The following is a 20,919-nucleotide window of genomic DNA, read 5'->3' as shown; positions in this document are numbered from 1 at the left end:
CGCGTCGGCTGTCCGTATTCCGCGAGATCCCGATCGCTTCAGCGATTCATTTCCTGCGGCAACGATCCCATCGCGCCGCGGGGCACGCCAATCGTGATTGCGAATGGGGCGCGATAAACCGGACTTATCGGCCGGCGGCCCAGGTCTTGGTGGCCCAGGTCTCGGCGACGTCCTGGGCGAGGCGGGCCGCGTCCGCCACGAAGTGGTGGGCCGGCCGCTTGGTGTGCATCGCCGTGAAGGTCAGGTCCGAGAGCTGCGGCTCGGCTGGCAGGACGCGCAGGGTGCCGGCACGCAGTTCGGCCTCGACCACGGCCGGGGGGATTACGCAGATCCCGAGGCCCTCCACGCCCATCTTCACGATGGTGGCCAGGGAGGCGCTCGTGTGGATCTGGCTCGGCAGGAGGTTCTCCTGCAGGACGAGGTCACGCAGCTCGACGTAGGGGCTGGTGTTGCGCGGGTAGGTGATGAGCGGGTGGTGCAGCAGCGCGCCGAGGCTCAGGGGCTCGTCGCCCGGCAGCAGGTCGGGCGCGGCGATCCAGGCCACGGGGGTGCTGAACAGGGGCCGGTTGGCGAAGCTCGGCAGGGTGATCGGGCCGACGAGAAGGGCGAGGTCGATCTCGTCGGCGACCAGGGCGGCCTGCATGTTCGGCGAGATGTCGACCGTGATGTCGACGCCGATCCCGGGATGGGTGGCGCGCATCCGCTCGATGAAGCGCGACAACCACAGGTGCACGATCGTCTCGGACACGCCGAGCCGCAGGGTGCCCCGCGTCCGGCCGGTCTCGTGCAGGGCCGCGCTCATCTCGGTCTGGAGCGCCAGGAACCGCTCCGCGAAGCCGAGGAGCAGGCGTCCCCGCTCCGTCAGCGCGACGTCCCGGCTGCGGCGCTCGAACAGAGTCCCGTACTCGTGCTCCAGGGCCGCGATGCGCTGGGAGACCGCCGGCTGCGTGGTGTTCACCTTCTCGCTGGCGCGGCGAAAGCTCGAGAGTTTCGCGACCCAGTAGAACACCTCCAAGCTGCGGAAATCCGCCATCCCGCGATCGTCCCGCCTCGCCGTCGTGCCCGGCCATATCGCGCCCCGATGCGCGCGAGCGCAAGCGCGCGGCCGCCGCTAGAGGTTCGACACGCTCGTGGCCGGACGGGCCGGGCGCATGTGCGCGAGCAGCAGGCGCGCTTCCGCGACGAGGGGATGGTCCAGGTACCAGAGGCCGCAGGCCCAGCCGGCGATCCCGGCGGCGATCGCGGCCGCGAGGCTCGGGAGCGGCGTCTCGGCCGACCATCCCCAGGCCGACATCACCAGGACGGCGGGCGCGACGGCGATGCCGGTCAGGACGGCGGCGTGGAGGTAGATGGGGGCGTAGTCGCGCCGGAACGTGTCGGTCATCCGCTCGAGATGCGGCCGGTAGAGGCCCACGGCCAGGAGCGCCTCGCCGACCCGTGCCGCGCCCGCGCCGCCGAGTCCGAACAGGCAGCCGATGCTGAACATCACGAGGCCGGCGCCGTGGCGCAGGAACTCGAACCGCGCCTGCAGGGCGGTCTGATCCCGGATCAGGAACACCTCCCAGGTCATGCTGAGCGAACTCAGCACGATCGCCGCCAGGGACAGCAGGCAGAAGGGCAGCGCCGCGCCGTCCCAGCCCGGACCGAGCAGGACGCGCATGATCGGCCCGGCCAGGACGGCCGCGCCCGCGAAGGCCGGCCAGAGCAGCACGGTGATCATCCGCAGCGTGTGGAGGTAGCAGGTGCGCAGGGACTGCCCGTTCCGCTGCTGGTTCGCGAGGTCCACGAAGGTGATGCGCGTGATCACCACGTGCAGGTGGTCCCACATCAGGGTGTTGAGGCTCGCCGCGCGGGAGTACAGGCCGAGGGCGCTGAGCCCGAGCATCCGCCCGAGGACGAGGTCGCCCATCCGGCCGGCGATCCCCGCGACGCCCGCGATGGCGAAGAGCCGGCCGCCGTAGGTCAGGATCTCGCGCCAGCCCGCGAGGCCCATGCGCAGCGACACGTAGCGCAGGCCGAGGCCGTTCGCCGCCAGCGCCGCCGCGACGGCGCCCGCTGCCTGCCCGTAGGCCTGGCTCATGTAGCTGAAGCCGAGGAGCGCCAGCGCCAGCATCGCGCCGCTGGCGACGAGACCGCGCAGCATGTTGACGAGGGCCACGCCGCGGAAATTGCCGTGCCGCTCGATCATGGCGGCCGGGCGGAACTCCAGCGCGCCGACCAGCGGCACGACGGCGAGGATGGCCAGGGCGCGCTGGACCTCCGGCTCGCCCAGGAGGACGCTGCCGAACACGCTGAAGGCCAGGATCAGGATCGCCGCCGCGCCCGACAGGATCAGGTTCACCGTGAACACGCTCGCCAGCAGGGCCCCGTCCACCCGGTCCGCCCGGACGATGTAGCTCGACAGGCCGCAGGAGCGCAGCGTGGACAGCAGGCCCGCGATCGCGGCGGCGAGGCTGAAGATGCCGGTCTCGTGGGGCGTCAGCAGCCGCGCGAGGGCCAGCGAGGTGCCGAACTGTGCCAGGAACAACCCGCCCTGGCAGAATCCCATCCAGGCCAGGCTCCGGCGCTTCGAGAACGCGGGCGGCGCCGTCGCTTCCGGCCCCTCTCGGAGTTCTGCCATGGGATCCTTCGGACGCGACAGGGTGGCGGCGGCGCTGGCGGCGGCCAGGGCGCGATCGGTCGGGACGGCTTAACAGTGCCCGGTGGACCGCGGCAGCTGGCCAATCGGAGGACCGTGCCCACGCCCGATGGCCGAGGTCAGGTCGGGCCGCCGTGCAGATCAGGCGCTACAGAGAGGCCCGAGAACTCGCCCGCTCCCGAGTCCGGGAATCCGATTTGACTGTATCGGGCGGACATATCCGTGATCTGCCCGCGTCACGAACCGGCACGTAATATATTCATATTGCCGAACGCACTTCGAGCCCCGTTCACGCTGGCAGCACCGTATGCCGAGGCCGAACGAAGATATACGAATGTGCAAGCGGCGCGCGGCACGGCCGGGATGATCCGATGTTTCGGCCGAAGACCTCGCGGAACGACTTGGAGTCCCGGTCGAAAGGCCCGGCGGATCGCATTCCGTCACGGCGCGCGCTTGCCCTATTCCGCGTTATCGCCGATGGAACAGTAAATCTCCGCAAGATTTTCCTGGTTTTACGGACCGGTGGGATCGAATACGAGAGATCATCGTCCGATGCCGGCGCGGATCTGGACTTTTCTATAAAGCGGCAGAGGATCCAAGTGGCCGTCGCTTTGCGTCGGGGACGCCGGATATTGCGCCGCCACAACTGCATGACATTCGGTTCCGCATCCAAAAGGCGTAGCCACTCCTACGGCGCACGGATCGAGGAAGTGCAATAATATTACTATACATTGTCTGTGACTCGTTTTAGAAGGTCGCAATTCTGGCAGTATTTATGGAATAATGCCAAATGAAAATCAGCTTCATCGTATGTACTCGCAACCGTGTAGCGTCCCTTCTGCAGACGCTCGACTCAGTGGTCCGCGCGATCGTGGCCGCGCCCGAAGCTGAGGCCGAGATCATCGTCGTCGATAACGGCTCCGAAGACGGCACGGACGCGGCGTTGAAGCGCTGGTCCGCGTCAATCTCGATCGATCGACGCGACGTTCTGCTCCTCACGCAGGCGCGCCCAGGTGTCGCCGGGTCTCGGAACGCCGCGATCGCGCGCGCGTCCGGAGACATCATCGCGTTCATCGACGACGATTGCGTCGTGTCGGACCAGTATCTGCGGGATCTGATCGCGCACTATGCCGGCGACACGGAAAGCGTCATCCGCGGTGGCCGTGTCGAGCTGGGATCGACGCAGGACATCGACTTCACCACGAAGACCGAGGCCCTGGCCAGCCGGCTGACGTACCCGGCCCATCCCGGCGGCTTCGTCCACGGCTGCAACATGACCTGCAGCCGGGCCGTCATCGAGCGGATCGGCGGGTTCGACGCAGCGTTCGGCCCCGGGGCGACGTTCCGCGCGGCGGAGGACACGGACTTCATCTACCGCGGCTGGGCGGCCGGCGTGGCGGTCGAGTACGTGCCCGACATGAGCGTCAAGCACTTCCACGGGCGCCGGGACCCGCGCACGATCGACCGGCTGCACTGGAACTACCAATTCGGCAACGGCGCGCTCTACGCCAAGCACATCGGCCGCAGCCCGTGGCTGATCAAGCACCTGTACTGGTCCGCCCGCAACGCCGCCCGCGAACTGGTCGGGGGCCCGTGCTTCGACGCGCAGCTCGGCCTGACGTGGCGCGCCATCGTGACCGCCAATCTGAGCGGCGTCCTGGCCTTCGCCTGGCACAGCGCGCGGACGCTGCTGACGCGCGCGCCCGCCCGGGCCTAGGGCGCTCCGGGCCGGCGGGAGGCGCGGGAGCGCGGCCCGCTCAGCGGGCCGGCGCGCCGCCGGGCCGCGCGAGGCGCGTCCGGCCGAGCATCCGGAGCGTGACGCGCCGCCCGAGCTTCATCGCCGGGTAGAGAAGCCGCGCGCGTCCGGGGCTGCGCAGCAGCCGCGCCAGGAGCCGGCTCGCCACGCCCCGGTCGTCGCTGAGGCGCGACAGCAGGACGAGGGCGTCCGCGCCGTAATAGAGGTCCGGGCCGTGCCGGACGACCATGCCCTCGTCGAGGTCGTACCCGCGCCGCGCGATCTCGTCGACCAGGGGACCCCCGCTCCGGGCGTCCACCAGGGCGACGGTGCCGACCGACCGGCGCAGGGCCATGAGGTGCACGTAGTTGGAGCAGAACGGGCATTCGCCGTCGTAGACCACCGTCAGGGCGGCCTCGGTCGAGGGGGCAGTCATGGCGTCAGGTCGATCCTGTGCTCGGCTTCGGACACCACGCGGCGGACGGGGACGCCGTCCTGCAGGCTGAAGCAGACGGATTCGCGCCGGTACACGTAGGCGACGATGTCGGCCATGGCGAGGGTGTCGAAGCCGGCGGCGTACTGGAGCGGGACGAAGAAGTGGTGCGGATAGACCGCGTAGGGGAACAGGCCCGTCCTGTCGCGGATCGCGCTGACGAGGCGGTGGTAGCCCCGGACGTAGGCGTCCAGCGCCGGCCCGTCGATCTCCGACTTCGAGTATTCCTGACCCAGGCCGTCCGGTGCGGTCAGGACGGGAACGTCGCAGGTCGTCGAGGCCGTGACCTTGCGGAAGACCTGCGTGCCGCCGTTCGGGTTGTCGAGGGCGAAGGCGTTCGCCGCGTCGGGCGCGCCGTAGGCCATGTGGGCGAACGGGTAGGAGTAGAAGGTGAAGAAGTTGGTCGGCACGTAGTGCCGCTGGCCGGTCCGGTCGACCGCCTCGAAGTACATCTTGTTGTTGGCCAGGGTGTCGTACCAGCCGAGCCAGGCCTGGGTCATGAACGTGTTGCCGGTCAGGATGAACAGCACCGACAGGATCCCGACCGAGACCGGGGGCCGCTCGTAGTGCCGGCTCACGACGACGGCCGCGATGGCGAGGTTCAGCATGATCCAGGGGGCGAAGTTGGCGCCCATGAGCACGATGATCGACAGGTGCATCACGTCGAAGCCGAGGAGCAGCAGCAGCAGCCAGCGGCGCGGCATGAGGATCCCCACCAGGGCGATGCCCTGGCCGACCAGGATGAGCGTGTTGGTCAGCGCGCTCGAATGGCTCAGGATCGTGCGCATCGCCTCCACCAGCACGGGCCAGCCGGCGTAGGGGACGTGGTTGTTGTCGAGGCCGACGATGAAGATCTTGCCGGGGTCGTTGTTGAGCAGCCAGGAGAACGGCCCGTCGTCGAGCGTGACCTTGGCCAGGAATGACGAATAGTAGTTGCCGAGGTGGATGCTGATCGCCGCCGCGATCAGCACCTTCGAGAACATCGCGCTGGCCGACGCGACGTCCGACCGCGCCGCGGCGCCGAGCCCGCGCCAGTCGCGCAGACGCGCCGTCCCGTGGGCGATCAGCAGGCCCGCGACGAGGCAGAAGCTCACCTCCGCGAGCGGCACCACATCGATGATGTGCCCGTGCCAGAGGCCGGTCACCCGGATGACCGCCTGCTTGCTCCAGACCAGGTAGGTGGCGCTGATCAGGGCGAGCGAGGGCCAGCGCAGGCAGAGCACGCCGCCGGCCACGGCCGCGACCCACAGCACCGCGATGGCCGTGACGGCGACGGTCGCCTTCGCCCCGGGCAGAATGACGGGGAAGAGCGGGTAGTGGATCAGCGCGTAGCCGCCCGCGATCACGCCGATCATCTGCAGCAGCCGGACCGACGCGAGATCGGCGGCGGCGAAGCGCACCCGCGTCATCGCGAGGGCCAGCGCCACGGGCAGCACCACGCCGTAGTAGTTGTTGATCGCCGTGACGCCGTGCGAGATCTTCAGCAGGACCAGCAGGGCGCCGATCTGCGCGAGCAGGATCAGGTAGTAGCGCGCCCGCTCCGCCACCGGTCGGACGAGGCGTCGCAGGGCGGTGTCGAGGGCCTTGTCCGGGCCGGTGATCGGGAGCGTGCTGCTCATCGTCTGTCTTCCGCCGCGCTGGTGCGACCGCCGCTGCGCGCAGCGACGACCTCTCATCCTCAAGGGCCCGCGACGACGGGGCGGCCAGCGGCCGAACGGGTTCGCCGTCATGCGGGCGTCTCGAGGAGGACCCGCCGCGGACCTGTCCTGCCGCCCCGGGTTCCTGCCTCGCCGGAGAGCTTGGCACTTCACGGGGGTGTGAGAGGCTGCAAAGAGGGCGATCGCCCCTACGCCTTTCGGCTACCCCGACCGTCCCGGCCCCCGCGCTCTACCCGCCGCTGCGCGCGGTGGGACGGGCGTCAGCGCGGCGCCTGTCCCGCCAGCGGTGAGGTCTCGTCGACGAACGTCAGCTTGGCGGCGACCCGCTCCGCCAGGACCCGGCGGCGCGCGGCGAAGAGGGGCTTGAGGATCGGGTTGCCTTTCAGGAAGGCCGCGATCCTGGAGCGGGACGTGAAGATGGTCGATTCGAAAGGTTTCCGCGAGACGGCGTTCGGGACGAGCGCGCGACCGCATGTCAGGGCGCCGCGCTCGAAGAAGTAGGCCCAGTTGTCCGACGTCACCGCGACCGGGCGGTTGGCCCGCAGGATCCCCTCGGCCGCCGACCGGGTGATCACGTAGGCTGCGGCCGTGCCGAGGCTGCTCATGTCCATGGGCAGGCACAACCGGTATTCGCCGATGGTGACGGTGTCGACCGAGCTGAACGGCCCGACCGTCTCGGCCCAATTGAAGAGCAGGACGACGTCGCCCGGCCGCAAGGCGGCCTCGATGCCGGCCACGATCTGATGGATCTGCGGCGGCAGAACGACGTCATCCTCGACGATGAGCGCGTGCGGCAGGTCGAGCGCGATCATCCGCTCGTAGGCGCTCATGTGGGACAGCGCGCACCCTATCTGACCGGCCGTCAGGTCGGGTTGGAACGGGGCGTTCGGATCCGGGACCGGGCCTTCATAGCCGGTGATCTCGCAGCGCGGCCCCCACACCTCGGCGAGGTGCCGGGATAGGTAGGCGTGCCGTTCGCGGAACCGGGGCAGGGAGATCCCGAAGCAGTACATCGTAGTCACCTCTGATGGGGCCCGTCGGGCCGGCCGCGTTCGGCGGCCGTGATCCTTCCCGACCGCGTCCTCCGGCTCCGGCCGTCCGGATCTGCGCCGGGGTCCGGACGGCGCTCGGGCCTGCGAGCTCAATCGCGGGCGGCCGGGTCGCTCCCGTCGACGGTCGGCGACCGCACCACCGGCAGGATCGCCGCCAGCAGGAGCTGGTGGAGACCGTGATTGACGAAGAGCGGGCACTCGAAACAGACCAGGACGAAGAGCTGGCTCATGAACAGGATCGGCCACGCCTCGACGTAGCCGGAGGAGCGCGCGAAATGGGCGATCACCCGGCGCGCGGTGTCGAGCAGCGCGGCCGTGAAGAGGACCAGGCCGACGATCCCGAACGCCACGGCCGTGTCGATGAAGTTGTTGTGGAAGAACCACAGCTTCTGCTTCGTGACGAAGTGCAGGTAGGCGGCCGTGGTGAGCGGGCTCTCCCAGTAGGCCTTGTAGCCGATGCCGATGAGCGGCTCCCGCCAGAACTGGTCGAGGCCGAACTGCCAGAGGATGGTGCGGCCGGTCAGCGTGGTGTCCTTGCCGAGATCCGACAGCACGCTCGCCGAGATGTCGGCGCCCCGCGCGGCGACGACGAGGATCCCGACGCCCGCCAGGGCGATGGCGATGCCGAGACAGAAGCCCGTCACGTGCTTGCCCTGGCGCCACGCGAAGATCGCGGCGAGCGGCAACAGCCCCGCGGCGGCCGCCACCAGGGCCGTGGCCGAGTGCGTCGACACGAGGAGCGCCAGGGCCAGGCAGAATCCGAACGCGGTCAGGAGACGGTTCCAGCCCTGCAGGAACAGGCAGGCCGCGCAGAGGATCTGGAGGCTCGACAGGGATCCGAGGACGTTCTTGTGCGAGTAGATCCCGGCCCAGTTGCCGTCCGTCCCGCGCGTCAGGGCGGGCGCCGCCACCGTGAGAAAGGCCGACAGGAGCTGTCCCGCCAGGAGGCCCAGGAAGACGATCCTGACGAGGCGGGACAGGCCCATCGTCGTCCGCAGGGTGATGCCGGCCACGATCGTCGCGAGCAGCTGGAGCCCGTGATAGGCCGAGAGGCCGGGCGTGAGGGACCACAGGGCGGACGCGATCGCCAGCAGCGGCCAGCTGAGCAGCAGCAGACGGCTGCCGAACAGGGTGGCGGCGAGGTCGCGGCGCATGACCAGGAACGCGAAAGCGATCAGGTCGCTGCCGATCCAGATCGCCTTGTCGACGCCCGGCAGCTTGATCTGCTCGCCGACCACCGGGGCGAAGAGGAACAGGACGATCCACGCGGCGGCGGCCACGCCGAGCCGCGGCATGGCCTCGGCCCCGCCATCGCCCGGTGCGCCCGAATGGGCCCAGCGGTGATCCGTTCCGTACGGCCCGCTCGGCGACCAAGCGAGGCCGCCGGCAGGACCGTGTCCGAGGCCCGTCAAGTGTCGTGGAAACGCCATCGCTCGATCTCAGACGCCCCGGGTGAGGCGGTGTCCCATCCGCCCCGCGGCCTGACACCGCTCGAGGCTGCCGCGGACACGCCCCCTCGCGAGTCGACGCTATCCCGGGCACCCGGACTCAAGAACTCGACCAAACGAGGTAGCGGCGGCGCGGCGCTCGGGGACGACCGGATCGATGCGCGGTCCCGCTGGGCCGGATCAAACAGCTCGGCCGGGCCCCGTGGGATAAGATGCCGCACCGAAGATCGGCCGCCGCGACGTGAGCGGCCCGGTATCTTCGGCGCCAATGTCTGAATTCATACATTTATCCGCGTCGAAGGCACCGAAATCCGGTGTGCGGGCCGCTCTCAGTCGAAGATCTGGGCAGTCGCGACGGAACTCACGGGACGATTAGGCACTTGGGAGATCGATAAATCCTGGAGGAGCGTTTGATGAAGGTCTCTCACCTGGCCGGCGCGGTTGCGCTTCTGGCCCTCGCTGCCGGGCCCGCCCTCGCGGCCCCGTGCAACACCGGAACCACGAAGTCGAACAGCCCCGATCAGCAGGCATCCAATCCCAAGAGCTCCGACGTCGACAAGTCGAGCAAGAATCTCGCTGGCGGCAACCAGCCCGCGTCGCCCGGCACGGTCGGTGCCATGAACAACGTGGGCGCCAACCAGACCGCCGACCGTCAGGCGCAGACGGATGCCGGCTCCAAGTCGAACTCGACCGATCCGGCCGCCGCGAACCTGGCCGGCGGCAACCAGCCCGCGTCGCCGGGCACGGTCGGCGCCATGAACAAGGCCGCCGCCGATCGGCAGACCGCCCCGGTCTCCGGCAACGATTGCTGATCCGAACCGACCTAATCCCAGAAGACCGGAAGCCCGCCTCGCACCGTCGAGGCGGGCTTTCGCGTTCCCGAGCACCCGCGAGGCCCGACCCACGACCGGAACCGAGCGTGACAGTTTGAGCTGGCCGAGTTCGGGTGTATTTGGTACCGAAACCGGGTAGATTCGGCAATCGGTCCAGGGGAGGAGAGCGACGTGCGTGGTCGCCGGGCGCTGCTGCTCATCGGAGGGGTCCTGCTCGCGGCGGCCGGTCTCGCGGTCACGCCGACGGGCGAGCGCCTCCGGGCCGATGCCGGCCCGATCGTCGCCGAGGTCCGGGCGCGCGTCGCGGCGCTGATCCCCGAGCGGCGAGAGAACCTGTCGGCGGCGGCGCAGCTTCCCGCGCCGCGCACCGCCATCGAGGACGGCCGGACCCTGGTCCGGCTGACGCCGGCCGAGCGCGCCCGGATCGGTCTCGTCGCCGAGGCGCGTCCCGCCGTCCTGCACCGCCAGGAATTGACCGCCTACGGCAGCGTCCTCGACCTCGCCCGCATCACCGAGCTGACCAACAGCTACGCCGGCGCCGTGGCGGCGCTCCAGACGGCGCGCGCCCGGGTCGAAGTCTCGGCCAGCGCCGCCCGCCGGGCGCGGACCCTCGGCGCCGGCGTGGTGGCGGTGGCGCAGATCGAGACCGCCGAGGGCACGCTCCTGACCGATCAGGCGTCGGTCACGGTGGCGGAATCGCAGTTGCGCACCTTCGCGGCGACGGCGCGCCAGGAATGGGGGCCGGTGCTCGGAAAGGCGATCATCGAGCGGTCGCCGCTGGTGACGCGCCTGATCGAGCGGGCCGATTTCCTCATGCAGGTGACGTTGCCGCCGGGGGAGACCCTGCCGGAGGCGCCCAAGGCCGCTTTCGCCGAGGTGCCGCCGCAGAGCGAGCGGGTCGCTCTCCGGCTGGTCTCGCCGGCGACGCGGACCGATCCGCGGATCCAGGGGCAGAGCTTCTTCTATCTCGTCTCCGGCGACAGCGGTCTCCTGCCCGGGACCAGCACGATGGCGTTCCTGCCGGCGCCGCGCGCGGTGAAGGGCGTCCTCGTGCCGGAGGACGCCGTCGTCCACGGCGAGGGTGGCACCTGGGTGTATCGCGGGACCGGCGACGGCGCCTTCGTGCGTCACCCGGTGCGGCCGGACGCGCCGATGTCGGCCGACGCCTTCGTGGTCGAGGATCTGGCGGACGGCAGCGAGATCGTGCTGCGGGGGGCGCAGGCGCTCCTGTCCGAGGAGATGAAGAGCCGCATCCGCGTCGTGGGCGACGACGATGACTGAGCCGCCCGCTGCCGCCGGTCGCGGCGGTCCGCAGGCGGCCCTCGTCGGTTTCGCCGTCCGGCTGCCCAGGGTGGTCCTGGCGCTCGCCTGCGCCGTCCTCGTCTTCGGGCTCTACGCCCTCTCGGGGGCGCGCTACGACGTGTTCCCGGAATTCGCGCCGCCGACCGTGACCATCCAGACTGAGGCGCCGGGCCTCGATTCGGAGCAGGTCGAGGTGCTGGTCACGCAGCCCGTGGAGGTGTCGGTCGGCGGCCTGCCGGGCCTGGAGACCCTGCGCTCCACCTCGATCCAGGGCCTGTCGGTGATCACCGCCGCGTTCCGGTCCGGCAGCGACGTCGACCGCATCCGCCAGCGGGTCAACGAGCGCCTGGCGGCGCTCGCCGGCCGCATGCCGGCCGGCGTGGCGGCGCCCGCCATGACCCCGCTGACCTCCTCGACGCTGACCGTGCTCCTCGTGGGTCTCACCTCCGAGACCCGCGACGCCATGGACCTGCGCCAGGTCGCGGAGTGGACCGTGCGGCGGCGGCTCCAGGCGGTGCCCGGCATCGCCCAGGTCTCGATCTACGGCGGCGGCGTGCGCGCCCTGCAGATCCAGGTCCGCCCCGACGACCTGATCCGCTTCCAGATCGGCCTCAACGACGTCCTCACGGCCGCCCGGAAGGGGACCGGCGTGCGCGGGGCGGGCTTCGTCGACACGCCGAACCAGCGCGTCCTGCTCCGGACCGAGGGGCAGTCGCTCACCCCGGAGGCGCTCGGGCAGATCGTGCTCCACAACGACGGCGGGGCGAGCGTGGTGCTCTCCGACGTGGCGACCGTCACGGCCGCGCCCGAGCCGGCGATCAGCGCGGCCCTCGTGGACGGCAGGCCCAGCGTGCTGCTGATGATCGGCGCGCAGGTGGGCGTCGACACCCGCGCCGTGACCGCCCGCCTGGAGGCGGCCCTCGACGAGCTGCGCCCGGTCCTGAAGCGCGACGGCGTGACCCTGCGGGCCGACCTGTTCCGGCCGGCGAACTTCGTGGACGTGGCCACCGGCAACGTGATCGAGGCGCTGGCGCTCGGCGGCGTGCTGGTGGTGGTCGTGCTCCTCGTCTTCCTCGCGGACTGGCGGGCGGCCCTGATCAGCGCCACGGCGATCCCGCTGTCGCTGATCGCCGCCGCCCTCGCCCTCCAGGCCTGGGGCGAGAGCCTCAACACGATGACCCTCGGCGGCCTCGCCCTCGCTATCGGCGAGGTCGTCGACGACGCGGTGATCGGCGTCGAGAACGTCGCGCGCCGGCTGCGGGAGTCGCGGGGCGGACGCCGCGGCCTGCCGCGCGTGGTGCTCGCCGCGATGCTGGAGGTGCGGACCTCGGTCGCCTACGCGACCCTCGCGGTGATCCTGATGTTCCTGCCGGTCCTGGCGCTGACCGGCGTCGCCGGCCGCCTGTTCGGGCCGCTGGCGCTCGCCTACATCGCGGCCGTCGTCGCCTCGCTCCTCGTGGCGCTCACGGTCACGCCGGCCCTGGCGCTCCTGCTCCTCGGGGGCCGGATGGGGCGCGACTCCGGCGCCGCGCCGCCCGATCCGCCCGTGGTGCGCTGGAGCCGCGCCGCCTACCTGCGGCTGCTCGCCGGGATCGGTCGGGTGCCGCGGGTCGCCATGGCGGGCGCCCTGCTGGTCACCCTCGCGGGCGCCGCCGTCCTGCCGACCCTCGGCGCGGTGTTCCTCCCCGACCTGAAGGAGGGGCACATGATCCTGCACATGGTCGCCATCCCCGGCACCGCGCTGCAGGAATCGGAGCGGCTCGGGACGCTGATCACCGGCGACCTGAAGGAGATCCCCGGGGTGCGCGCCGTGGCGGCGCAGATCGGCCGGGCCGAGGCCGCCGAGGACACCGCCGGGCCGCACTACAGCGAGATCCACATCGACCTCGAGCCCGGGCTCGACGGCGCCGCCCAGCGCCGGGTCGAGGGCGCCATCCGGCAGCTGATCGCCGGCTTCCCGGGGGCCGCCTTCTCGCTCAAGACGTTCCTCACCGAGCGCATCGAGGAGACGGTCTCGGGCTTCACCGCGCCGGTCGTGGTCAACGTCGTCGGCAGCGACCTCGACCGGATCGAGGCGGCCGCCCGCTCGGTGGCGCAGGAACTCTTGGAGGTGAAGGGCGCCCGGGACGTCCAGCAGGCCTCGCCGGCCGGGCTGCCGCAGGTCACGGTGGCGCTGCGCCCGGTGGACCTGCGGCACTGGGGGCTCGACCCCGTGGAGGTGCTGGAGGCCGTGCGCACCGCCTACCAGGGCGACACGGTCGGCCAGACCTACCGCGGCAACGCCGTGTTCAACGTGCTGGTGATCCTCGACGCCCGCGTGCGGGACCGCCTCAGCGCGGTGGGCGACCTGCCCCTGCGGACTCCCGGCGGGCGCTACGTCCGGCTGTCGCAGGTCGCCGACGTCTACGAGAGCGCCGGCCGCTACCAGGTCCAGCATCTCGGCGCGCAGCGGGTGCAGGCGGTGACCGCCAACGTCGCCGACCGCGACGTCGCGGGCTTCGTGGCGGCGGCCAAGCGCAAGATCGCCCGCGAGGTGCGGCTGCCGGAGGGGGTCTACGTGACCTTCTCGGGGGCCGCCGAGGCGCAGGCGGCCGCCCGCCGCGACCTGCTGGTCCATGCCGGGATGGCCGGCTTCGGCATCGTGGTCCTGCTGGCGATCGTCACCGGCTCGGCGGCGAACCTGCTCCTCGTCCTCGTCAACCTGCCCTTCGCCTTCGTGGGCGGCGTCGCGGCCGTGGCGCTCACCGGCGGTGTGCTGTCGCTGGGCTCGATCGTCGGCTTCGTGACCCTGTCGGGCATCTCGCTGCGCAACAGCGTGATGCTGATCGCCCATTACGAGCAGATGGTCACCCGGGACGGACGCGCCTGGGACGCCGCCACGGCGGCGGCGGGCGCCGCGGACCGGATGGTGCCGATCCTGATGACGTCCCTGGTGACGGGCCTCGGCCTGCTGCCGCTGGCGCTCGGTGCCGGGGAACCCGGCCGCGAGATCGAGGGCCCGATGGCCCTCGTGATCCTCGGCGGCCTGATCACCTCGACGGTGCTGAACCTCCTGATCCTGCCGGTGATGGCGCTGCGCTACGCCCGGTTCCGGCGCGCGGACCCCGCGGATCTCGAACTGACCGCGGTCGAGTCCTGAGGTCGCGGATCGCCGGCGGCCCTACCACCAGCTCGCGCGGGTCTCGGGCGCGGGCGGCCGGCTGCTCGTCGCCGGGCGCAGGGAGTGGTCGAGGGCGGCGAGCACGCGGCGCACGGCCTCCTCGTAGGTCGCCGCCACCGGTTCGCGCGGCCGGGCGAGCGCGACCGGGACGGTCTCGTCGAGGCGCCCGGGCCGCGGGCGCATCACCACCACCCGGTCGGCCAGGGTGACGGCCTCCCCGACATCGTGCGTGACGATCAGGATCGTCGGCTTCGACTCGGCCCAGAGACCGAGGAGCTGGTCGTGCAGCCCCTTGCGGGTGAAGGCGTCGAGGGCCGAGAACGGCTCGTCGAGGAGCAGCACCCGCGGCCGCGCCACGAAGGCGCGTGCGATCGCCACGCGCTGCTGCTGCCCGCCGGACAGCTCCCGCGGCCAGCGACCGCCGTGCTCGGCGAGCCCGACGCGCTCCAGGGCGTGGGCGACGCGGGCGCGGCGCTCGGACCGGGGCAGGTCGGCGAGGCCGAAGCCGACATTGCCGGCCACGTCGAGCCAGGGCAGCAGGCGCGGCTCCTGGAAGACGACGCCCACGCTCGGATGGGGCGCGCGGATCGTCTCGCCGTCGACCGCGACGGCGCCCGCGCTCGCGTGGTCGAGCCCCGCGATCAGCCGGAGCAGGGTCGTCTTCCCGCAGCCCGAGCCGCCGATCAGCGCAACGATCTCGCCCTGCTCGACCGACAGGTCGATGCCCGCGAGCGCCTGCGTACCGTCCGCGTAGGTCTTGGAGAGGTCGTCGACGGTCAGCACGGGCGTCTCTCGGCGGGCGTGGCGTGGGGATCGCGGCGCGGGGCGGCCTTCCGGTCCGCGGCGCGCGTCCGCACCGGAGACGCGGTCACAGGCTGTCCCGCACGGTATCCTGCCACCGGGTCAGGGGGGCTGTCAGCGTGACCAGGGCCATGTCGGCCGCCTTGCCGACGAGGGCGAAGGCGATGATCGCCGCCACGATCTGATCGGGCTTGCTGAACTGCTGCCCGTCCACCAGCAGGTAGCCGAGCCCCTCCGAGGCGCCCATCAGCTCCGCCGCCACGACGAACAGGAAGCCGAGGCCGAGCCCCGTGCGCAGGCCCACCAGGGTCGCCGGCAGCACGGCCGGCAGCAGGATCCGGCGGGCGAGAGCGAGGCGGGACAGGCGGAAGATCCGGCCGACCTCGACCAGCTTGCGGTCGACCGAGGCGATCGCACCCGAGACGCCGACATAGACCGGGAAGAACACCCCCACGGCGATCAAGAGGACCTTCGGCGTCTCCAGGATGCCGAACCAAAGGATGAAGAGCGGCACCCAGGCGAGCGACGGGACGGCCCGCAGCGCCTGCAGGCTCGGGTCGAGGAGCCAGCGCAGCGGCGGGACCGTGGCGACGAGGGCGCCGGCCAGGATCCCGGCCGCCGCGCCGCAGAGGAAGCCGAGGCCGACCCGCACGAGGGTCGCCTCGACATGCATCCAGAGATCGCCCGAGACGGCCAGGGCCCAGAGGGTCGCGGCGATCCGGCTCGGCGGCGGGAGCAGCCGCCCCGACGCCGCGCCGCTCGCGACCGCGATCTCCCAGCCGATCGCCAGGACGAGCGGCAGCAGCAGACCCAGGCCGGCGCGACCGCCCCGCCGCAGCAGCGGCACGCGGCCGCTCACTGTCCGGCGACGGGATTGAAGCGCGTGTCGAGCAGCCCGTCGACGGCGGCGGACACGTCGGTGCCCGCCGGGATGATCCCGGCCTGCTGCAGGGCGGTGCTGGCCGCCTTGATCGACTGCGCCTGGGCCGGGCCGATCGCCGGCTGGGAGAGGTCGGTCCGCTCGAGCTGCCGGGCGATCACCGGCTCGGGCAGCTTGGTGGCCGCCACGAGGGCCGCCGCGAGCGCCTGCGGGTTGGCCAGCGCGTAGGCGCGCGCCCGCTCGTAGGCCGCGATCACCGTCCGGACGAGGTCGGGATGGGCGGTGGCGAAGTCCTCCCGGACATCGAGCAGGCCCCAGGTGTTCGCCGCGGCGTCGCGGTAGACCAGCACGTCGCCGTTCTCGATCTCGGCCGCCGCCATCATCGGGTCGAGGCCGGCCCAGGCATCGACGTCACCGCGGTCGAGGGCGGTCCGCCCGTCCGCGTGCTGCAGCAGCACGAGCTTGGCGTCGCGCTCGGTGAGGCCGGCGCCCTGGAGCGCGCGGATCAGGAAGATGTGCGGATCGGTGCCCCGGGTGACGGCGACGCGCTTGCCCTTCAGGTCGGCGGGCTTGGTGATGCCGCTGTCCTTGCGGGTCACGAGCGCCGTCCATTCGGGGCGCGAGTAGGCGTAGATCGCCTTGATCGGGTTGCCGTTGATGCGCGCCACGAGGGCCGCCGCGCCGGCCGCCGACCCGAAATCGATGGCGCCGGCGTTCAGGAACTCGAGGGCCTTGTTGGAGCCGAGCGACTGGACCCAGCGGACCTTGATGCCGCGCGGCGCCAGCGCCTCCTCCAGGAAGCCCTTCTCCTTCAGAAGCAGGCCGACCGGGTTGTAGGTCGCCCAGTCCAGGCGGATCTCCTTCGGGTCGTCGGCGCGGGCCTCGCGCGGCGCGAGCGCGCCGAGGCAGGCCAGGGCGAGGCCGGCGGCCAGGAGGGATCGGCGGGTGGAGCGCATGGTCGGGCCTGATGTCGTGGCGAAACGGAGGGCGGGGTGCGGGGCCGGCGCGGGGCAGGGGATCCGCGCCGCGGCGCGGTCCCGAGCGGTCTCGTCCGGGCGGCTGGGTTCAGGGACGCGGCGCCGTCGGCGAGACGATCGGCCGGGCGCATCCGGCGCGTCCGAGACCCGGGACCGCCCCGATCGCGCGATCCGCGCCGACACATCCCCCGGCTGCGGGATCACGCCCGGTCCGCCCCTGCGTCTTCATCGTACCTGCGCGGCCCTCGGCGTAACTGTGAATACAAGATCCTGTCGGCCGGTCGCGGAGTCAACAAAAGGGCTTTCTCTACTTCGCGGCGTCGAAGCAAGAATTTTCGGTCGGCCGACCCAGGACGAGAAGAAATTACGCGTCCGCGCGCGCGAGGAGCGGCGTCTGTCCTCCCGGGCCGCGCCGCGGCCACGCTGGAGCCGCGCGGCCCGCACTCACGTGAGACCGCGGCTGCGGGCTGACGGGTCCTTCCGGCGCCCGAAGGCGCGCCAGGGTGGCGGCTGCCACGACGGCTGAACCGCCGGCGCTCGACTGTCGGAAGCGATCCGCGCCCGCGCCAGGACTGTAACCGTTGCCGCATCGCCGAGCGACGTGCAGAGTTCGATGTCTCCGGCATGGGGGGAACTCTGCCATGGTCTCGAGAATCGTCGTGATCGGCGGCGGCTTCGCCGGTCTGTGGGCCGCCGCCGCCGCGGCGCGCGCCCGGACCGAGTTCGGCCTCGGCGACCGCGTCGCGGTCACGGTGATCGCGCCGGACCTGTTCCACGTCATCCGGGTCCGCTGCTACGAGACCGATCTCGGCGCCCTGCGCGTGCCCCTCGACGACGTTCTCGGGCCGATCGGCGTGGAACGCCGCGAGGCGCGCGCGATCGACATCGACCCCGCGGCGCGCACGGTCACGGTCGAGTCCGCGGTGTCGTCCGCGGTGTCGTCCGCCGCGTCGTCGGGCGTCGTCGAGACGCTGGCGTACGACCGCCTCATCCTCGCCGCCGGAAGCCTGCTGTGGCGCCCCGAGATCCCGGGAATCGCGGGCGCCTTCGATGTCGACACCTTCGCGGGGGCCCAGGCCCTCGCGGCGCATCTCGATCGTCTCGGTGACGCGGGCGGGCCGGATGAGGCCGGCCGCTGGACCGCCGTCGTCATCGGCGGCGGCCTGGTGGGACTGGAACTCGCCTGCGAGCTTCCCGCCCGGCTCGCCGCTGCCAGGGACCGGGCCGGGGCCACGGGTCCGGTGCGGACCATCCTGATCGACCACGCGCGCGAGGTCGGGAGCGCCATGGGCGCGGCGGCCCTGCCGGGGATCCGCGAGGCCTTGCGCGATGCCGGCGTGACCTGCATCGGCGGTGCGCGGGTCGGTGCCGTCGATCGCGCCGGGGTGACGCTGGCGGACGGGACGCGCCTGCCGGCGTGGACGAGTGTCTGCGCCACCGGCATGCGGGCGAGCCCGCTGGGCGGCACGCTCGGCCTCCCCCTCGACCCGCTCGGGCGCCTGCCCGTCGACGCCTTCCTGGCCGTCCAGGGGCTCGCTGGCGTCTACGCGGCCGGCGACATCGCCTCGGCTGCGGCGGACGATGCCGGTCATCGCACGGTGATGTCGTGCCAGCACGCCCGGCCGATGGGTCGGTTCGCGGGTTTCAACGCGGTCTGCGATCTCGCCGGCCGGCCGGAGCGGCGGCTGCGCTTCGCCGCGCCCGACTACGTCACCGTGCTGGATCTGGGCGCCTGGGGGGCGGTCTACACCGCCGGCTGGGATCGCGGCACGCTGGTCTCGTCGGGCGCCGCCGCGAAGGCGACGAAGCGGATCATCAACGGCACGCGCATCTATCCGCCCCTCGACCGCGACGCCGCGTCCATCCTGGCCGCGGCCGCGCCGATCATCCAGGCCGCGCCCGCGACGCAGGCCGCGCGATGACGCCGGCCCGAGCGCGGCCGGTCCGGGAGTCCGGTCGTCGGCGGTCGATATCCTGCCGAAACCGCTCGAAGCGCCTCGGAAACTGGAACCGAACCGGCGGAAGATTGTCGAGCCTTCCCGTCCGGGCCTGCCGAGACTGATCGGGCCGCCACGAACTGTCCGGGATTCGCGCCGCCGCGCCGCCGATTAACCACCTATTAACCATACTGGAGATTGTATTAGCTATTGCCAAAATCCCGCCAGGGTAGAGCCATCATGGTCGCGGCCCCCACAGCCACGTGGTCCCACATCCTCTCGCAGGTCGCCGACAGCCTGGACCGCTTCGTCGAGGGACCGTCCGCCGAGATCCTGAAGCTCAAGCCGTCCTTCGACACGGTCGAGGGGCCGGCCGCGCTGTCCGCGCCGCGCATCGAGCCCGTCGCGCACCCGCCGATCCTGCCGGAACCCGCGGTCAACGACGCGGGCCCCGCGCCGGTCCCCTGCGAGTCCGAGGCGGTGTCGGACTGGATGAGCACGCTCGACATCATCACCGGCATGGCCGGCCGTGCCGAAGCGCAGAAGCAGCGCCTGCAGGAGCAGAGCATGTCGCACGAGGCCGCCCTGGCCGCCGCGCAGCGCGCGCTGGCGGAGACCCGGCACCGCCTGCAACTGTCCGAGATGCGCGTCCGCGAGGTCGAGGCCCGCGCCGATATCCGGCTGCAGCGCGTCCAGGCCGAGGCGGACGCCCAGGTACAGGACATCCGCGCGGAGGCCGAGGCGCGCGTCCGGACGATCCGCGCGGAGGCCGAAGCCTGGGTCCGGGCCGCCGAGGAGCAGGTCCGCGTCGCCGACCTGCGCGCGGAGACCGCGGAGAAGTGGCTCGGCCGGATCGACGCGGCCGCCAAGGCGCTCCTTCTGGGCGGCCACGTGAGCCGCGGGCCGGCGGGCGCCTGAGGCCGAGTGCCGGGGCCGGACCATGTCCGCGTCGGGCACCCGGCCCCACCGCGGCGCTGCTCCAGGCCGTCCGCCGGGACCCGTTTCCGGACGCGCTCCGCGCCGAGGACGGAGCGCCGCGGTCTCCCGCGCGGTCGAGGCCGGCTCGCCGATCCGCGGGTGGACCGTACCGATCCGGTCTGTCGCCGTCGCGGCACTCGCCCTGGCGCTGCCCCTCTGCGGCTGCGTCTCCGGCCGCGCCCCGTCCGCCGACATCGCCGTGGCGGAGCCTCCGACGGCCGCTCCGGCCGCGGCGCGGCCGCCCGATCCGGCCCTCGACCCGGCCATCGTCGCGGATTCGTCCGGGTGGCGCCTGCGGCTCACCCACCTCTGAGGCGCGGCCTTCCCGGCACGGCCGATCTCCTCGGCGGCCTCCGCGCCCGCTCAGAGTCCGAACGTCACCCGACCGCGTTCATCGATCCGCCAGGCCGGGTTCCAGGCGATCTCCCAGGCATGTCCGTCCGGATCGCTCAGATATCCGCGGAATCCGCCGTGGGGCGGTTCGTCGGCCGCGCGCAGGAGCGTCCCGCCCGCCGCGACGAGCCGCGCGATGGTGGGCGCGACGTCGCCGCGGTTCGGGACATTGTGGGCGAGGCAGAACGCGCTCGGGCTCGGTTCGCTCGCGCGCCGCATGTCCTGGTCGAGGTTGGGGTTCTGCCAGGTTCCGAGCATGAACCCGTTCATCTGGTAGAAGACGATCTCGTCGTTCTCGAACACGGGAGCCCAGCCGAAGCCGTCGCCGTAGAAGGCGCGCGACCGGCTGAGCGATGAGACGCCGAGCGTGATGACCGAGATCTGCTGCTGCATCGTCGGATCCTAGCATCCGACACGGGCGCGTCGCGCGAAATGTCGAAGGCCTTGCGCCGTCGACACGATGCCAGTCGGCCGGTGCACGCGGTGGACGGGCCCATTGTCCGGCCGCGCGCTCGGCGCCGACGCGCCGCTCTCACGATCCTCGGTCTTACAGAATGTTCTTGTCGTCGAAGGGCAATTGTTAGCTGGGCAGCGCAACCCGGGAAGCGGTCAGGGATTGACGAGGGAGAGCAGA

The 20,919-nt window shown here is 71.9% G+C and carries 16 protein-coding genes; 6 read left to right on the top strand and 10 right to left on the bottom strand.

Annotation, left to right across the window (positions count from 1 at the left end; all coding sequences use genetic code 11):
- Positions 1–124: 124 nt before the first annotated feature.
- The gene (locus BM314_RS11160) at positions 125–1,033 is read right to left on the bottom strand and encodes a LysR family transcriptional regulator (protein WP_091978169.1); all 909 of its coding nucleotides are present in this window, start codon (positions 1,031–1,033) and stop codon (positions 125–127) included.
- Between the two features lie 78 nt (positions 1,034–1,111).
- Entirely contained in the window at positions 1,112–2,620 is a 1,509-nt protein-coding gene (locus BM314_RS11155; protein WP_244492281.1) for an oligosaccharide flippase family protein, read from the bottom strand.
- An 808-nt stretch (positions 2,621–3,428) separates the two neighbouring features.
- Here BM314_RS11155 and BM314_RS11150 point away from each other — a divergent pair.
- Positions 3,429–4,355: a glycosyltransferase family 2 protein gene (locus tag BM314_RS11150; protein ID WP_091978168.1), complete on the top strand. Its 927-nt coding sequence runs from the start codon at positions 3,429–3,431 to the stop codon at positions 4,353–4,355.
- A gap of 40 nt (positions 4,356–4,395) precedes the next feature.
- Here the strand turns inward: BM314_RS11150 and BM314_RS11145 are convergent, their stop codons facing one another.
- The 4 genes from BM314_RS11145 to BM314_RS11130 all read right to left on the bottom strand — a co-directional run bounded on the left by BM314_RS11145 (position 4,396) and on the right by BM314_RS11130 (position 8,871).
- A complete protein-coding gene (locus tag BM314_RS11145; RefSeq protein ID WP_091978167.1) occupies positions 4,396–4,809 on the bottom strand; it encodes a DCC1-like thiol-disulfide oxidoreductase family protein in 414 nt (137 codons plus the stop codon).
- On the bottom strand, positions 4,806–6,485 hold the full coding sequence (locus BM314_RS11140) for a hypothetical protein (protein WP_091978166.1): 1,680 nt from the start codon (positions 6,483–6,485) through the stop codon (positions 4,806–4,808). Before BM314_RS11140 ends, BM314_RS11145 begins: the two co-directional genes overlap by 4 nt.
- Positions 6,486–6,784: 299 nt before the next feature.
- Positions 6,785–7,537, bottom strand: a complete 753-nt coding sequence (locus BM314_RS11135; RefSeq protein WP_020093075.1) for a glycosyltransferase family 25 protein — start codon at positions 7,535–7,537, stop codon at positions 6,785–6,787.
- Between the two features lie 128 nt (positions 7,538–7,665).
- The gene (locus tag BM314_RS11130; RefSeq protein ID WP_020093076.1) at positions 7,666–8,871 is read right to left on the bottom strand and encodes an O-antigen ligase family protein; all 1,206 of its coding nucleotides are present in this window, start codon (positions 8,869–8,871) and stop codon (positions 7,666–7,668) included.
- A 566-nt stretch (positions 8,872–9,437) separates the two neighbouring features.
- On the opposite strand from BM314_RS11130, the gene BM314_RS11125 reads away from it, so the two are divergent.
- From BM314_RS11125 to BM314_RS11115, 3 genes are all read left to right on the top strand, one after another.
- On the top strand, positions 9,438–9,836 hold the full coding sequence (locus tag BM314_RS11125) for a hypothetical protein (protein WP_020093077.1): 399 nt from the start codon (positions 9,438–9,440) through the stop codon (positions 9,834–9,836).
- Between the two features lie 192 nt (positions 9,837–10,028).
- Positions 10,029–11,138, top strand: coding sequence for an RND family efflux transporter (locus tag BM314_RS11120; RefSeq protein ID WP_042672442.1), 1,110 nt, complete (start codon positions 10,029–10,031; stop codon positions 11,136–11,138).
- Positions 11,131–14,298 carry an efflux RND transporter permease subunit gene (locus BM314_RS11115; RefSeq protein ID WP_091978165.1) on the top strand — a complete coding sequence of 1,056 codons (3,168 nt, stop codon included), beginning with the start codon at positions 11,131–11,133 and terminating at the stop codon, positions 14,296–14,298. The genes BM314_RS11120 and BM314_RS11115 overlap by 8 nt, the downstream gene beginning before the upstream one ends.
- A 21-nt stretch (positions 14,299–14,319) precedes the next feature.
- Here BM314_RS11115 and BM314_RS11110 read toward each other — a convergent pair whose 3' ends face one another.
- From BM314_RS11110 to BM314_RS11100, 3 genes are all read right to left on the bottom strand, one after another.
- Positions 14,320–15,102, bottom strand: a complete 783-nt coding sequence (locus BM314_RS11110; RefSeq protein ID WP_091927143.1) for an ABC transporter ATP-binding protein — start codon at positions 15,100–15,102, stop codon at positions 14,320–14,322.
- Positions 15,103–15,187: 85 nt separating this feature from the next.
- Positions 15,188–15,967, bottom strand: coding sequence for an ABC transporter permease (locus BM314_RS11105; protein WP_244435397.1), 780 nt, complete (start codon positions 15,965–15,967; stop codon positions 15,188–15,190).
- A gap of 8 nt (positions 15,968–15,975) precedes the next feature.
- Positions 15,976–16,956, bottom strand: a complete 981-nt coding sequence (locus BM314_RS11100; protein ID WP_091978164.1) for an aliphatic sulfonate ABC transporter substrate-binding protein — start codon at positions 16,954–16,956, stop codon at positions 15,976–15,978.
- A gap of 662 nt (positions 16,957–17,618) precedes the next feature.
- Between BM314_RS11100 and BM314_RS11095 the strand changes: the two genes are divergently transcribed.
- A complete protein-coding gene (locus BM314_RS11095) occupies positions 17,619–18,899 on the top strand; it encodes an NAD(P)/FAD-dependent oxidoreductase (RefSeq protein WP_091978163.1) in 1,281 nt (426 codons plus the stop codon).
- A 255-nt stretch (positions 18,900–19,154) separates the two neighbouring features.
- Entirely contained in the window at positions 19,155–19,832 is a 678-nt protein-coding gene (locus BM314_RS11090) for a hypothetical protein (protein WP_056533247.1), read from the top strand.
- 423 nt (positions 19,833–20,255) lie between these two features.
- Here BM314_RS11090 and BM314_RS11085 read toward each other — a convergent pair whose 3' ends face one another.
- The gene (locus BM314_RS11085; protein WP_091978162.1) at positions 20,256–20,678 is read right to left on the bottom strand and encodes a VOC family protein; all 423 of its coding nucleotides are present in this window, start codon (positions 20,676–20,678) and stop codon (positions 20,256–20,258) included.
- Positions 20,679–20,919 lie beyond the last annotated feature (241 nt).

It is taken from the genome of Methylobacterium sp. 13MFTsu3.1M2 (assembly GCF_900112625.1).
Taxonomy (GTDB): domain Bacteria; phylum Pseudomonadota; class Alphaproteobacteria; order Rhizobiales; family Beijerinckiaceae; genus Methylobacterium.
Note: the sequence above shows the minus strand (reverse complement) of the source record. Positions and strands in the feature narration are given on the sequence as shown.